This is a genomic window from Chitinophaga sp. CF118 (genome assembly GCF_900112615.1).
Taxonomy (GTDB): domain Bacteria; phylum Bacteroidota; class Bacteroidia; order Chitinophagales; family Chitinophagaceae; genus Chitinophaga.
Genome location: NZ_FOMK01000004.1, coordinates 61,463 through 77,016, shown reverse-complemented (window position 1 = coordinate 77,016; position 15,554 = coordinate 61,463). Strand labels below are relative to the sequence as shown.

Below are 15,554 nucleotides of genomic sequence, written 5' to 3'. Positions count from 1 at the left end.
CTATTCCGCTAACCAAAAAGATAAATTACCGGTTAACGCTATTTAATATGGGCGAGGTACAATGACTGATGAGATTTTTGGGATGTTTGAGTAGTTTTCAATGCCGTTAGGGATGTGCAAACAAATGTAATTTTATCCTTAGCGTTCACTTTCTGAAAATCTATTCCATAGTCTGCGAATTTTCCATTGATATATAATCCCCAGTAGTATCCTGTTGGTGCAGAATGGTTATTTATACCAGTTACAAAACTTCCATAAGGGCAAAATTGCGTTGTTTGAATGGTGAGCGGCACCGATGAATTTGCACTACTTAATGCAACAGTTACATTCATTCCTTTTACCCAGGGAATTTTGGGATTAGAATAAATTACCGTTCCCTGGCAGGTTGCAGTAAAAGAAACGGAAGCGCAATTTGTGGTGCTACAACTCGTACATGAAACAGGGGCGGGGTGTTTATCCTGGGCGAATGATTGGGACGACAGGACTAACAAACTGCATAAAATGCAGAGCGCAATAATTTTAATTCTTAACATAGGTTTAAAATTTGATGATTATTTTGAAGTTACCCTCTGAAGTTAATCATTTCATTTTTATTGATCAACTGGAAAAATAAATTTCTTATTTCCTCATACAATAGTATTCCTGAATAGCACTATTTTGAACAGATATTGTCTTCAATAGCTAAGAATTATAACACCCCACGTATAATGTTAATAGTGAGTCTATGAGTAGAACACACCTTGAACACTCTTTGAATACTCTTTGATCACAGTTATGTGCTCTAAGAGTGTTCAAAGAGTGTTCAAGGTGTGTTACAGGTGTGTTCCAACTACGAACTCACTACGAACTTACTGTTAACTTATCCTTAACTTCAAACCACGAATAATAAATAACAGCATTGTTATTGCAATATAATTATTCATTCATTTCCTATTCCGGAAATCTACATGGGCATCACGGAAAAACTACATGAACAGTTTTGTTACTAGATAATTTAGTTAAGAATATTTTTTAATATATGAACCGATATTTAGGGCCAATGCAAGAAATCTTTTATATTTACTTAGTTTAAAAGAACAACGCTTTCGAATATTTTGCTGCTTGAAAAACCATTAAGAAGAATTCCACCTATGTTTGAATCCACCGGGCTACCGCTATCACTCCCGTATTAAAAAAAATGTGCGTAGCCATTATAACCATATTATGCATTAATTATTAACCTGTAGCATTTTGCATAACTGCTGCTTTAAAAAATCTCACAAAAAATGACCAGAAAAAACCTATTGAAACGCCTGATTTCACCTGCTGCCTTTGTATTGCTGGCGGCGGCATGTGTTCCTGAAAAACCTAATAACCCTGCATTACATGATCTCAAAGCGCTGCTGGCTGCAGACACTGTAAAAGTAACCGTAGATGCTAGCCAGTTAGTGATGACCACTTCGCTCAAATTAGGGGTTACTTATATGCAGCATAATCTCGATAGCTGGAATGATGCTGCTTCCGTAAAAAGAGGCAAAGCACTGTTAACTGGTGCCATAGTATATCATAACCAGCATATTTTCGGTTTTGGTGCTGGTAGTCCATTGTCGCGCCCCGGACAATATAACTGGTCATCATTGGATGAAAGGGTGAAAATGATGACAGATATGGGCGGAACTCCGGTAATTACCCTCGCTACTGCGCCTACCTGGATGACGGACCCCGCATGGAAACCAGGAATATATGCAGGGGATAACACCGCAGATTCTGATGATAACGGTGATACCGATTGGAATAAAATTGAATGGGCGCCTTTGCCTGCGCATGAGTCGGACTTTGCGAGCCTCTGCGCAAGAACAGCAAAAAGATATCCTAACATTAAATATTTCCAGGTTTGGAATGAATTGAAAGGTATGTGGAACGACGCTGCCAATCGCTGGGATTACGAGCGTTATACTTCTCTATATAACAAGGTGTACGACTCTGTGAAAAAAGTTCGTCCGGATGCCATCATAGGAGGGCCATATGTAGTGGTGGATTCATGGTTTAGCATCCCAGGCGGCGGGAACAGTAATATATCAGATCCTTCCTATGGCACCATTGATCAGCGTACTCTGGATGTGATCACTTACTGGCTGGCGAATAAAAAAGGTGCTGACTTCATTTGTGTGGATGCCGGTTCTGATGCGCATGATCAGGTGGTAACAAATCCTATTGCTGCCACTAAAAAATTTAAAGATATCAGTACCTGGATTCGTAGTAAAACTAATTTGCCTGTTTGGTGGGCAGAAGATTATGTGGGAGAAAATACTGATGTAGATACCGTGAAACAGCCAGCTGCTTTAGGATGTATGTTAGTCTACCATGCATTGGCGGGCGATGCTGTATCCCTTCGCTGGTCGCCGGAATCGCAGACTGGTGCTGTCAATCAGAGTTATTTATTCACCAGCACACAGAATGCTGGTGGTGGATATCCTTTTAAGAATTATTATGTATACAGGGATTTTAACCGCTATTTCCCTTCTGGAACAAAAGTTTATAAAACAACGGTGTCTAATACAAACGTAATGGCTCTTGCTTCTGCATCAAGGGTAATGCTGGTTAACAAAACAGCGGCTTCGCAGCGTATAAAAATTAATAACAGCTTATCTGTCACGCTGAGTGCTTATCAGGTTTATTACAGCACACTTCCATAAAAAATAAAACATCGTCAGCAGGGAGCATATATATGTTCTCTGCTGACGATGTTTAACCAATAGATTCAAATCTTTCTAAGTTTTAATTTCAATACACCTGCAGCTTTTGTATAGCCTCCTTCCGCTCCATCTACAAAGTGAATATGGTCATCCTTCAGATCCCGTACATAACAGGACATAACAGACTCTTTGCTCACATAAAATGCATATAGAATCTCTCCCGCTGTCTCCAATGTATTCAATGCTTCCTGAAGAAGTAACCGCTGTTTTTCTGTTCCTGTGATAACTGTATTTATTTTACCGTCAATTACCAATGTATCGGACATTTCTACCAACCGGCTCAGATAGGTTCTCCCGTTTTTCGTTTGGAAATAGAGATAACCAAGAGAATTGGTGAGCCATGTCTGGATGAGGTTAAAGACTTTCATCTTGCCAAATCTGGCGCGTATTTCTAGCCCCAGTTTGGTAAAAGTGCCTTTCAATCTAAGTTTTGAAACAGATATAGGCTGCCTTTTTTCAGGGGATCCGTATATTTCATCGATATGAAAAATTACTTTTCGAAATGCTTCTGATTGTTTCACTCCATCAGCTGCAATAGCTATTAAAGTGACTACTTCATAGGTATTTACAGGTGGCTTAATTCTATCCCAGCGACATTGCATCCCACTAAGATTCAGTTCGTGCTCCAGGAGTTCATGGTCGGGGAGTTGGTAGTCTTCTTCTTTAATGAGCTTTTCAGCATAAGTAAGGCCATCTCCCAAAACTATAGGGATGGAAAAGTTCCCGGAGCTACTGAATTTACACACCTTAAGTTCATGTCCGTGTTCATAAATTTCTTTAACAGGTATTGTACCTATCCGGAGTTCAATATTGAAATTATTCTGTGTATTACTTTTATATATTTGAAGAGCACCTATAGCAGCATTTTTAATAGCTGGGGGAATAATGAAGGTGGCGCCATCTCCACCAAAGAAAAATGGAATGGTAACATTCGCCTTAAAACTTATATTCAGTATAGCCACAATACTTCCGGTGGCAATAAGATTTACCGTTTCATGTAGTCCGTTTTGTACGGCAGAAGTAGAATCTTTAATATCCGTTATAATAACATGCCAGTTGTCCGGGATCTTATAAAACAAATGTTCCTCAGTTAAGAGATCACTTAGAGGAATACGATTTACCGGCAACCTGGAATAAAACTGATCGTTATTTATGGACATAATATTCTTTATCTGAAATATGCGATATAAGATCTTCTTCGCATTTTCTTTTCATTTGATGATATGGGGATGTATAATAGACAAATGAAGTAAGAAATTGTTCAGTTTGTATTAAAAAGACCTATGTAAATCGAATATACATGAATCCGGTTAAATATGGGAAATTCTGCTACAACAGTGTGGAATAATCAGAACGTTTTTGCAACTATAACCATGCTTATCAATTAGAGCTGATATGTGCTACAGTTGCCGATTTTACTTTAAATCAAAACGATAAATAATAAAGTTAATGTTATGTTTAATGGATGCGTATTTGGCACGATAATTTATATTATATAAGTAGAATGTTTCAAAGGGGTGGTGAGAAAGCCTGAGATTATACCCTTAAAACTTGAACTGGATAATGCCAGCGCAGGGATTGAAACAAACAAGGCCTTCGGTAAATCCGAAGGCTTTTTTATTGCAGGTGAAATAAATATTCCGCAATGGAATATTATGGTTGACCGCTTAATGATATGTTAGTTTGAGTGGAGGATAGATTTTCTTGGTATCATATATCCCAAGCACATTTTGTAAAATATAAGCAGAATCAAGGTGCTTGTGTAACATTTCAAGGTTGTTATTGGCAAAAGCCATAATCTGAGGATCAGTCCCCTTACTTCCTTCTTTTTCGAAGTCTTTGATGTCGCCTTTATGATCGCTGACCATTGTGCGGATATATGCACGGTCGAAGTCCGCACCCTTTCTTTTCTGCAAGCTCTTCACTATTTTTTGTTGACGGTTGGATATTGCGATTGGGAGTGTTATATTCTTTGAGGACGCCAGCGCCTTTAACTTTTCGTTCCGTTCTCCATGATCTTTAACCATCATCGCCCCAAATGCCTTTACCCGCTTATTAGTGGAATTGGTTTGTGCCAATTGGCCTAATTGCACTTCCATCATTCCTCCGCTGGCAGCATTTACGAGGAAATCTGCATCTGCTTTGGTTGGTATTAAGGCAAGAGTGTCGGTGGGTTGTTTTATGGTTCTTTCGTTCCTGATCTTCATTGCATTGGAGTCTTTCGCACTTTTTACACTATCAGGTGACTTATTGTTGTTACAACTAAAGAGAATAAAGAGAAGTATCAGGCCCCGGTAAAAATTCTGTAAATTTTTCATAGTGCCATTTCCTGATAAAAGCACAAAACATATGCCATTGAAGACATGCACTAAATGACCGGGAAAACACCTATTCTAAAGTGACTCCTTTTAATATAGTATCAGCCATTTTAGAGAGCTCATGGGGCAAAATGGTATTAGAGAGAAGGACAATGCCGGTTTTCAATTCAGGGTACATAATTACAAGACTGCTGTAATTGGGGAGGTTGCCATCCTGAAAAATACGGCGCATTCCATTTGCACTTTTTATTATCTGCCAATTGAGAGCGCAGGAAAACCTTGTGTTGTTACCCATTTCAAAACCCCAGCTCTCTTTATGAGACAGTGCAACTGCAGAATCTTTTTCGTCCAATTGATACTCTATATATTTTAACAGGTCACCCACACTGGATTTGATACCACCAGCAGCCTGCAAATAATTATAGCTTTCGGAATTATAACTGCCATCCTTATTATATCCTTTCGCAGCGTGTTTTTTATCAGTAGCAGTTAAAGTTATTTTAGTGTTTTTCAAACTTAAGGGACGGACAATTTTTATTTTAAGTAATTCTTCATAAGGTTTATTATATACCTTTTCCAAAATATACCCCAATAGCTGCGCCGCAGCATTGGAATATTGAAATTTAATACCGGGCAAAGTATCCAGTTTTATATTGTGAAGATCTTTTAGAAAATTATCGCGGGTATAACCTGGCTTATCCGCACTGTCGGACAGGAAAAAAGGTAAACGTGATACATGAGAAATAAGATGATAAAGTTTTATGGGCTGCCCGTTATATTGGAGGTTTGGGTAATCGCCTTCAATATATTTCCTTATATCATCATCCAGTTTAACTTTATTTTCAGTGACTGCCTGTGCTAATAAAAGTCCGGTAAATGTTTTTGATAATGATGCAATGGAATAGAATGTATGATCGTCCGGGGTATGTAGGGTGCCTTTTTCAGTTGTGCCGGCGTGATATGTATAAGAATAACCATTTTTATAAATACCAATAGAAAGTCCAACTGCTCCATTTGTGTTCATAAATGTAGCCATCTCTTTTTCTATAATATTTTGAATGCTGTCGGGAAGTTGGGCATTTGCGTGGAATATGATAAAGCTACAAATAAGGATCAGGGAGATTTTTTTCATTTTTAGTGGCTTTTAATAATTGAAGCGGAGAGATAGTTCAAGAGATATGCCACGATATGAAGTTATTCATTATCAATTTATTGGGTGAAATTCCGGCTAAAAGAATGTGCGAAAGTGAACGTGTAATGTCCGTATTTAATAGTTGGGTTGAATGTGAGAAAATTGATATATTTGGAATGCCCTACAGATCTTTTGGTATATTATATTTTTATAGTCTTTTATAGTATTGCGATGATTGTGCAGTGAATAAAGTTATATTTGTAGAAATAAGCATTTTATCTTTATGCTATAGGATCAAAGAAATGTTAATACCCCGATAGATTCCCGATTATTGTGAAGTACCAGATTAACCTAAACCCTAAAGCATAATGAAATGAGACACGACCCTATGCTTTTGTTATCCAGAAAATACCGATGATTTCAGGGAAATGCCAATTACCTGACCCCATATAAAGATATGATCATAGCTAATTTATAATACCCCTTTTATGTTTGGTTCTGTTATTTTTGAAGTAGCAATAGGAATCATTTTCCTGTATATTTTAGTCAGCCTGATTTGCACTTCTATCCGCGAAGGTATAGAAACGATTTTGAAAACCCGGGCAGCTTACCTGGAGCGTGGTGTCCGGGAATTACTCCACGACCGGGAGGCCAAAAATATTGCCAGAAGCTTTTTTGAACATCCCATGATCAGCAGTTTATATTCTTCTGATTATACTCCGGGTAAAAACACTAAAAAGCCGAAGATATTCGACTCCGGAAAGGATCTTCCTTCGTATATCCCCGCAAAAAATTTTGCGCTTGCATTGATGGATATTGCAGCCCGTGGAGCTAAGAATAACGAGGCCACCAGCGACGCCAATTCCGTAGAAATGTCTGTCGAATCTATCCGGACTAATATTCTAAACATTCAGAATTTATATGTTCAGCGCGCAATGCTTACGGCCCTGGATAGTGCCCATGGTAGCCTGGACCGTTTGCAGGAAAACCTTGAAAAGTGGTTCGATAGTAGTATGGACCGGGTTTCAGGTTGGTATAAGCGTTCCACACAATGGATTCTTTTCATGATTGGTTTAATAGCGGCAATTGGATTAAATATAAATACGATAGCGATTGCTGACTATTTATTCCGTAATGAGGATGCAAGAAAACTAATTGTGGCCAGAGCCGAAAATGCGGCAAAGGATACAAGTCTTGTTCAGATGAGTTTCGACAAAGCTCAAAGTGAACTGGCTGAACTCAAGTTGCCCATGGGATGGGAAAACGGCATCATTGCGGCAAGAAATAATGACAACAGCAAATTTAAGATTTGGAACCATCTTGCCGTACCTGTTCTGGGTTGGTTGCTCACTGCATTTGCAGCAGCCCTTGGGGCTCCTTTCTGGTTCGATCTGCTCAATAAGGTAATGGTGATCAGGGCGACGGTTAAACCGGCGGAAAAGAGCGGGGAAGAGGGGTCTGAGGACCGGCAAAACACAAAGCAGAATCCTGTTGTCATTCAAATGACTACTGAAATGGAGCCTAAGCAGAATACTGAAATAGTCCACAAGCCGGTTACCAGAGAAGGCGGAGTGCTGGATGAGGAAAGTGACATCGATAATTGTAAAGTGGGGGCTGAAGTATTAACAGCCGACGAAGATTTACCACAATCAGAAGGAGGAATATCATAATATGCCATATACATTAACATGGTTGCCGGACATCCTTAAAAAAGCCGGACTTAAAGTAGCCCAGGTAGATGGGTGGGAGGAAAGGGGTGTGAGTGAAATGGGTACTGTTCTTGGCATTCTTTGCCACCATACGGCTACCCAGAAGCCAGGTAATATGCCAAGTCTCAATACGCTTATTAATGGTCGTACGGGGCTGAAAGGGCCACTTGCGCAACTTGGCCTGGGAAGGGATGGGACTTTCTATATTGTGGCTGCCGGAAAATGTAATCATGCGGGGGTGGGTATATGGCAGGGTATCAGTAACGGCAACACTCACTTCATCGGTATTGAAGCCGAAAATACCGGATTGGCAGATGATTTTCCATGGCCAGAGGTGCAATTGGATGCTTATTACCGGGGCGTTGCAGCAATATTAAAGCATATCGGAAAAGATGCCAGCTTTTGTGCGGGTCACAAAGAATACGCGCTTCCTAAGGGACGTAAGCCGGATCCCGACCTGAATATGGACGAGTTCCGGAAAAAAGTTGCAGATATTCTCAATGGCGTTACTGATCCACCGGTATTAATTCCTGCAGTTGAACCCGATGGGGGAGCCGGACGACCAACTATCAAACGGGGGGATAATAATGATTTCGTCAAGATTATCCAGGCCAAACTTGATATGGAACCAGATGGTAATTTCGGCCCTAAAACCGAAGCAGCTGTTCGTGCATTTCAACGGAACCATCAACTTGTTCCGGATGGAATTGTAGGACCAAAATGCTGGAAAGTGTTTGATAGTATTAGCTGAGTATCCGCAAATTGCTACCGGTGAGAATACATACATTAAAGAATTTTGACTTCGCTATATTCATTTGTTTTGTTAACCCCAATATCTGATTTTTCTGTAAGAAGAAATTTTAATCTGCTGTAATCCGCTTTTTAGTATTAAAATAAGTACCTTGTGTGTATGAGTGGTTCTGTGAACCTTAAAGAAGATAGACAACCCCAATAATTTAACTAACGCTTTATAGATATCAAATGAATATCTCCAGATAAAACAACTAATGGATTATGAAATAGTTTACACTATAATTATTTCTTGATAATAAACATAGCCCCGGAAATGTGCGTCATCTATAACCATAGATAACGCAATATGTATTTACACCCCAAAATAGTAAGTAACATGAAACTTAAAAAGCCCCTTATTCAATGTTCGATTAAATCTAACCTTCACGAACGTTATATCTTTAATTTTAGGATTAAACCTGAAATACTAGCTACCAAACTTCCTGTAAGCTGGTTGCGCCCCCAGATTATCAACGACTGGAGTGTTGTTTCCTTCTGTATTTTGGATATTAAAAAACTAACAGTTGTTCCCATCCCCAATATTTTTAATTATCAAACGATTTCATGTGCATATAGAATTGGAGTAGTAGACACTTCATTAAAAGCTGAAACTCCATCTGTTTATATTACAGATAGAAATGCAGATTTGTCACTCATTACTAAATTATCGCCGTTTTTGCTTGCAGATGCAATCCCCTATGTTAAAGCATCTATTTCTCATGAGAAAGAATTAGTGAGGATACAATGCAATTATGCAGATGGACAAGGCTTATTTTCTGCAGAGGCAACACCTGGTGAACTAAAATCACAGATGTTTAGTTCTGTGGAGGATTTTAAAATATTTATTAAGAATGGGGTATCAAGTTACACTCCATCCATCTATCCCAATAATATGGCAAGGGTAGATTTACACAAATCTGATACAGCCTATACTGCAATGGTTGGCGAAGTTGAGTTTAGCTGGCTTGATGGAGTCTGGAAAGATGCAGGCTTGCAGCTTGATAGCATTATAAGAGCAACGGGAGGAGAATATAAATGGACATACAGAGGATTAGCCAGTTATGAGTAAGGTCGAGGCAATCAAGGTGGAACGAACAATTAAGAAGCCTTATTCATTGGTTAAGGGAATTTTATTTGACCTATCTAATTATATAAATTGGTGGAATACATTTAATGCAAGAGTTGATATAAAAACAAATACTATTACGTTTAAGCCTCTACCTTTTGTTGAAGTGAAATTACAACAAGTGGATAAGGGAGAGGATTTTATTATCTTCAAATATATTGAAGGGCCTTTAGCCGGATATGGCACCTGGAGAATCAGAGATATTGGTAACGGAAATACAAATGTTTCGTACACAATTTTTGTTAGGGGGAAGAATAAAATATTAAACTCAATAAAGAATACAACGTTATTTAAGTGGAAACATTCAAAGGATATTCATAATCTTCTAAAAGCGCTCGAAAAATAAACAACTATACTTCTCCCACAAGATCTTCCTGTTTCTTCAACATTGTCTTCAAACCTGGTTTGCATATCTGGATTCAGGTGGGCAATTGCGGACTGTACCCATTTGGTATTAATTCTATCTGGCATTATCAAGCGTATGAGCTTTGAACAGTATCAATCGTGTGTCAAATGGCTAAGGCCCGCCCAATAAATACCAACTATCTGGTATTGGAGTTTAACGTACTAAATTTCATCTTTGTAATGAAATAAGCACGGAAAAAGAACCCAGCGACGAACCCACTATTAAAACACACAAACACCCCTCTTCAAATGGATACTTATTCTATCGGTTCAGAACCCCGATCAATCAAACTTACAGCAGATATTACCACTATCGGCATGGCGGCTACCAGGGCCTTCTCTATCGACGGCCCACCGGACTTTAAACCAACCGGGGTAGCAGCGTCTGTTAACGCTACCGGCGATATTAAACTGGCGGAAATTGGTATGCCGATGGTGCTAACAGGGAAAGTACTGTTTATTGTTACAACGATTCGCCTTACAGGTGCCGACATTCAAACGCGGAAGAAAGCTTTTGAGAATATTGAAGCATTATATATGCTGGATTCCGGATTTGAAGGTCATAAAGAGTTTATGGAACCAGATATTATCATTGACCTCAACAATAACTTCACTGACATCGAATTAAACAAAAGCATCAAACTGTTGCCATGAAAAAGATCCTCTTCTTCCTGCTAATATATTGGAATATTCACAATTCAGTATTCGCACAGAATATTGTTGATCCTGCTAACCTGAGTGTTCCTCAATCCAGTGCTTTTAAACTGATGGACGTTTCTCCCGAACTGATAGAAACACCTGGGACACCTAAAGCTTTTGGATTAGGAATATTACAAAGTTTTAATAGTTCTTCCCTCTGGCCACAAAATTATGCTGCTACTTTCAGCCCCTATTGGTGGGTGCGTTCACCTAAAAGAAACTTTTACAACTTTACAGGTATCGATGAAAATGAGGTTAATGGAAAACGTAAGTATCACCCTTTTAATGATATAAAGTTCGCCGATATCTCTGTTGCTTTCCTTCAAAAAAATGTAATTCCGGATAGCGCTAACAGTAATGCTAAAGTATTCTCTGTTGGCTTCCGTACTACTATCTTAAAGATTCATGAGAAGAATTATGCAACTGAATTAGGTGATCTTACAGATGCCTGGCATAGCGATGCGCTGAAAAACATAGATGCTGTAGTAAAAGGAAATCTGCAATTCAGGGAAGCCGTTTTTAATGGAGATACAACAACTCAAAGAATGATCCGGAAAAGAATCAATGACTCTCTTAATTTGATTACATCAAAAGAAAATGCTGCAGACCTTGTAGATGAAAAACTACTACAGAAACCAATTCTGCAATGGGATATGGCCGGGGCGTATGCAACGTATGGCATTGGGGATACTTCCTGGCAAACGGGGAGGGCAGGGGTATGGACTACAGTTGCTTTAAATATCCCACTGTCTAAGAAGAACAAGATCAACTATCTTTCATTCACCGGTTATGCCAGATATATGTACGATGCTTTTTCCTTAAAACAGGGCGTGCCTACCCATTCCAACAGCTTTGAAGCAGGTGGTAAAATGTCACTGACTATTGAGGATTTCAATATTGGAATAGAGGCAATACACAGAAACTATCAATTGGCAGATGACCTTAAATCTCAACGTGTGGTAGGTGTTATTAATTACAGGATATCAAAGAATTTTTATATTAACGGAGCTTTCGGAAATGATTTCGGAATGGGAAAGCCTAAGATATTAGCTATGCTCGGAACCACTTTTGGATTAAGCCGTGAAGCATTGCCATTTTAGGAAGGTATCAGTATTTAGTGTAAATAATTATATGGATACCAGTTTACGTCTTATCGCTTCAATTGCCGGGCCTACCCGGCAAAAAAGAAACGATAAGACGTTTTGGGGAATGGTGATACCCGCATATTTAATTCCTTTCAGGTACTGCCTGTAACTCAAGGAACGATTGTTTTGCCAATACCGGGCTTCCTTCCAGTTGTGGCTCCTGGCTAAATTGAGCTTTTGCCAGTGACTTATTAATTGTTGATACTAAATTCTTCAACGGCATTGCTTGTCCGTCTTCTGTTCCCAATAGTTGTAGCAGGAAGTAAGTCATTGCCCCGTTATATCTGTCACCAAAGAATGCATCTGAGGATACTTGATTAGATTTACATCCGGTGATCAGCGCAAGGTGCAGATCTTCGCTTACTCCTTTAATAGTGGCACGTTCCAATTGTTTTTCCCTTGCGGTTTCCACTCTCCAGGCAATATCTGCCGGACGGGGATAAGATTTCGATTTTCTATGCTGCTTTTGAATTTCGGGCGATTCCATGAATCTGGAAAGATCTCCCGAATGGCAGGAATCTGATATCCATACGAAATTTACACCTTGGGGTATTGCGGAGAAAATTCGTCTGAAGTCTTTATCCCGTATAGCATGTTTATCTGTCCAGTCAAAGTCTACAGGGCAAATAACTTCATCCAGTCCATCTACTTCTCCTTCAGGATTCCTTGTCGCCATTTGTGCACCATGACCGCTGTAATGAAATACGATTCTGTCGCCCTTCCGGATACCATTGAGTAACCATGTTAGTCGCTCCAGTATGGCAGCTGTGGTAGCGCGTTTATCTACCAGTAACCGGATATCGGACTTTTTAAACTGGCAGTTGTCAACAAGGAATGTGGCCATGTCGGTGATATCATTTATGCAGCCATTTAAGACTGCTCTTGGATCGGGATATTCATTGATCCCAACTAAAAGTGCTCTGTCCATTGTGTGAAATTTTAAAAGTGAAGAAATTATTTATTGCTGTCCCAAGCAAAACTGCTGAAAGATTAACAGGGAGAGTAAAATAGAAATTACATTCATGACAAGATGTTTTTGAGGTTATACAGATTCTGATTGGGGTAATATTGTTGCTGATTCTCTTAATACAAACCTGGTACTGCCGATAAATAATAATAAGGGGAAAAACTTTCCTAAGATACCGTATTTTTCCCGTATGCCAGACAAGTGGAAAGTATTTTGAGATAACTATCGATTAAACGTTGTCCAATATGCTTTTAATTAGTATCTTCATCAACGAACCCCAATTTTGTAGCATAATATTATTTCTGGGAAATTCCTGTATTCCGTTACACCATCGTTTTGTATTACTCAAACTCCAAAAAAATCTCCATGAAGTCTTTTTTATTTGTTTCTGCATTCGCAATGCTGGTCATTGCCGGTTTCACGTTGTCTGGTTGTCATAAAGGCCAGAATATTCACCCTTGTGCTCCTGCCTGCCAAATCACCAAGGTAATGGGTGATCTGGGAAGAAACGGGGAACATTCTTTTGATATTATTTATAATAATAAAGGTAATCCTGTAAGTATGCTCCGGAGTAATGTAGGTATTGGCAGGCCTAATTTTGTATTCCGGTATGATCACAAGGGACGGCTGACCGATTTTTATGGCGTCTATTCAGCTCCTGGTCAACCAGACCCTTCATCATCATATGAAGCCTGGCACAAGTATTATTATGATGCAAAAAACAGGATCATTCTTGATTCAACATTTGATTTCGGTACTATAGGATCAGATAATGAACCTATACCTAATACCATTCGCTATCCTAATGGTGTGATGAATATTTCAACTTATGTCTATGATAGCCAGAACCGGATTATTAAATCGACGGATACCCAAGGTAGTAATACAACAATCAGGACTTTGCTGTATACCTATAACAATGCCGGTAATCTTGAAAGTGTTTTGGATCCATCTGTGGAGCCTGGTTCAATGCCTCAATACTTCTTTGATAACAAGATCAATTATCATCGTCTAAATGGTATCTGGCAGTTTTTAGACAGGGATTACAGTGTTAATAATCCAATGCCCGCGGATACTTATAATAGTTATGGACTTCCGATCGTTATCAATCTTCCCAGTCATTATACAGGATATTTTGTTACGACAAATTTCTCTCATGCTGAATTTGAATACTCCTGTAAATAATTTTATACATAGTTAAAAGAGGCTGTAGTGGTACAGCCTCTTCTTTAGTGTATCGGATAGGAACCCCATTGGTATTATCACGCACCCATTAGATCATCTTGTTTTTCAGACACTGCTTTCTGTCTCAGTACCAGGTCGCGGAAACTTCGTTCATTCATCACAGTATCTTCTTGTCCGAAATGACGTATCAGGTAATAACGGTCTTGTTCTTCGCCTTCCATATGAAGCCATAATGCTTCCAGGTTCAGTGCAGGGAATTTCAGCAATCGCAGTTCGCCTTCTACGGCTTTGTCCTGCAAGCTGGATTTGATCTTTTCCATGCCATTCTCGATGCGACCTAAATATTCGATATCTGTGCTTACCTGCAACAATTGTGGATCGTCTGCCAGGGTTGATAGATCGTAAAGTGCCACCGGACTCCTGTCATCCATTTCAATAACGCGTAAAGAACTCGGGGCTTCCGGTATTCTGAAATCATTATCGATATCATGAAGAGAAACTACATATGCATGGTGGGGAAAACTGAGTTCAAGTTCAGCAACACTTTTATCCAGATGCAGGTGAGGGTACTGTAAACTTAGCAATGGACGGATCTCCGGAATGGGTTTCAGTAATTCTGGTTCGAATACAAGGTCTTTGAGCCACATAAAATAAAAATGTTTTTTGGTGATGTAAGCATGCGTCCAGGAACCACTGCCTTGATAGTTATTGCTGAACTGGCTTACGGTGAGGACACTTTTCCCGTATATCGGATCATCAATATGAAAATACTTAGTGTTAAATATTTTCGAAACACCATGGATTACCATGAAATGTCCTCCTCCGCCGGCCCAGCCAATCCTCGTACCTACTAACAGTCCCTTGTCGATTTCCTCTTTTACACTTTCCCACGAGATTGGACCTTTGTATTCTACAAAGTTTTTTGTGCGGGTAAGTGCACGGTCCAGATACCACGGAACGTTACAGGCACCTGGCACAGGCGTAGTGCAGCAGGTATTTCCCAATTCTGCAGAAGCGATCTTGCACTGCGTCCAGGGATTTAGAAAACGGGAGTAATAGAACGAAACGCTTTTGGAAGTAGCCGACCAACACCAGTTGGACTGAGTCTGCAATTCCATAGTAAAGTTAAGAATTGCACTTTGGTACAACTTGTTAAAAATACTTAATTCCTGAAGAACAGGTTTGAGAATAACCTGCTCTTTGAGATTTGAAAAGTTCATAATCTTTATTGTTTGGGGTTAATTAATAAAATCAATCTTTACATTCTCTGATTCGTGGAGTGAAAATCTGATTCAAAAGTATCCAGTTTGCAACTTTTAAAAAAGCGTATTAATACCTGTT

At 39.2% G+C, this 15,554-nt stretch carries 14 protein-coding genes and 1 riboswitch; of the genes, 8 read left to right on the top strand and 6 right to left on the bottom strand.

Annotation, left to right across the window (positions count from 1 at the left end):
* Positions 1-38: 38 nt before the first annotated feature.
* On the bottom strand, positions 39-533 hold the full coding sequence (locus BM176_RS16650) for a DUF4430 domain-containing protein (protein WP_090105080.1): 495 nt from the start codon (positions 531-533) through the stop codon (positions 39-41).
* Between the two features lie 732 nt (positions 534-1,265).
* Between BM176_RS16650 and BM176_RS16645 the strand changes: the two genes are divergently transcribed.
* Entirely contained in the window at positions 1,266-2,675 is a 1,410-nt protein-coding gene (locus BM176_RS16645) for a hypothetical protein (RefSeq protein WP_090105078.1), read from the top strand.
* 65 nt (positions 2,676-2,740) lie between these two features.
* On the opposite strand, the gene BM176_RS16640 is transcribed toward BM176_RS16645, so the two are convergent.
* The 3 genes from BM176_RS16640 to BM176_RS16630 form a co-directional block, all read right to left on the bottom strand.
* Positions 2,741-3,895 (bottom strand): DUF3095 domain-containing protein, encoded by a 1,155-nt coding sequence (locus BM176_RS16640; protein ID WP_090105076.1) that lies wholly within the window; start codon positions 3,893-3,895, stop codon positions 2,741-2,743.
* 343 nt (positions 3,896-4,238) lie between these two features.
* Positions 4,239-4,330, top strand: a riboswitch (TPP riboswitch).
* A gap of 72 nt (positions 4,331-4,402) precedes the next feature.
* A complete protein-coding gene (locus BM176_RS16635) occupies positions 4,403-5,053 on the bottom strand; it encodes a DUF4142 domain-containing protein (RefSeq protein WP_090105074.1) in 651 nt (216 codons plus the stop codon).
* Between the two features lie 70 nt (positions 5,054-5,123).
* Positions 5,124-6,185, bottom strand: coding sequence for a serine hydrolase domain-containing protein (locus BM176_RS16630; RefSeq protein ID WP_090105072.1), 1,062 nt, complete (start codon positions 6,183-6,185; stop codon positions 5,124-5,126).
* 488 nt (positions 6,186-6,673) lie between these two features.
* Between BM176_RS16630 and BM176_RS16625 the strand changes: the two genes are divergently transcribed.
* From BM176_RS16625 to BM176_RS16600, 6 genes are all read left to right on the top strand, one after another.
* The gene (locus BM176_RS16625; RefSeq protein ID WP_090105070.1) at positions 6,674-7,855 is read left to right on the top strand and encodes a hypothetical protein; all 1,182 of its coding nucleotides are present in this window, start codon (positions 6,674-6,676) and stop codon (positions 7,853-7,855) included.
* 1 nt (position 7,856) lies between these two features.
* Positions 7,857-8,645, top strand: coding sequence for a peptidoglycan recognition protein family protein (locus tag BM176_RS16620; RefSeq protein WP_090105069.1), 789 nt, complete (start codon positions 7,857-7,859; stop codon positions 8,643-8,645).
* Positions 8,646-9,023: 378 nt separating this feature from the next.
* Positions 9,024-9,755, top strand: a complete 732-nt coding sequence (locus tag BM176_RS16615; protein WP_090105067.1) for a hypothetical protein — start codon at positions 9,024-9,026, stop codon at positions 9,753-9,755.
* Entirely contained in the window at positions 9,748-10,158 is a 411-nt protein-coding gene (locus BM176_RS16610) for a hypothetical protein (protein WP_090105065.1), read from the top strand. The genes BM176_RS16615 and BM176_RS16610 overlap by 8 nt, the downstream gene beginning before the upstream one ends.
* A 308-nt stretch (positions 10,159-10,466) precedes the next feature.
* Positions 10,467-10,871, top strand: coding sequence for a hypothetical protein (locus BM176_RS16605; protein ID WP_090105063.1), 405 nt, complete (start codon positions 10,467-10,469; stop codon positions 10,869-10,871).
* On the top strand, positions 10,868-12,016 hold the full coding sequence (locus BM176_RS16600; RefSeq protein ID WP_090105061.1) for a hypothetical protein: 1,149 nt from the start codon (positions 10,868-10,870) through the stop codon (positions 12,014-12,016). The genes BM176_RS16605 and BM176_RS16600 overlap by 4 nt, the downstream gene beginning before the upstream one ends.
* A 127-nt stretch (positions 12,017-12,143) precedes the next feature.
* On the opposite strand, the gene BM176_RS16595 is transcribed toward BM176_RS16600, so the two are convergent.
* A complete protein-coding gene (locus BM176_RS16595; RefSeq protein WP_090105059.1) occupies positions 12,144-12,989 on the bottom strand; it encodes a caspase family protein in 846 nt (281 codons plus the stop codon).
* Between the two features lie 405 nt (positions 12,990-13,394).
* Here BM176_RS16595 and BM176_RS16590 point away from each other — a divergent pair, with 405 nt between their 5' ends.
* A complete protein-coding gene (locus tag BM176_RS16590; protein ID WP_090105057.1) occupies positions 13,395-14,213 on the top strand; it encodes a hypothetical protein in 819 nt (272 codons plus the stop codon).
* 77 nt (positions 14,214-14,290) lie between these two features.
* Here the strand turns inward: BM176_RS16590 and BM176_RS16585 are convergent, their stop codons facing one another.
* Entirely contained in the window at positions 14,291-15,433 is a 1,143-nt protein-coding gene (locus BM176_RS16585) for a papain-like cysteine protease family protein (RefSeq protein ID WP_090105055.1), read from the bottom strand.
* Positions 15,434-15,554 lie beyond the last annotated feature (121 nt).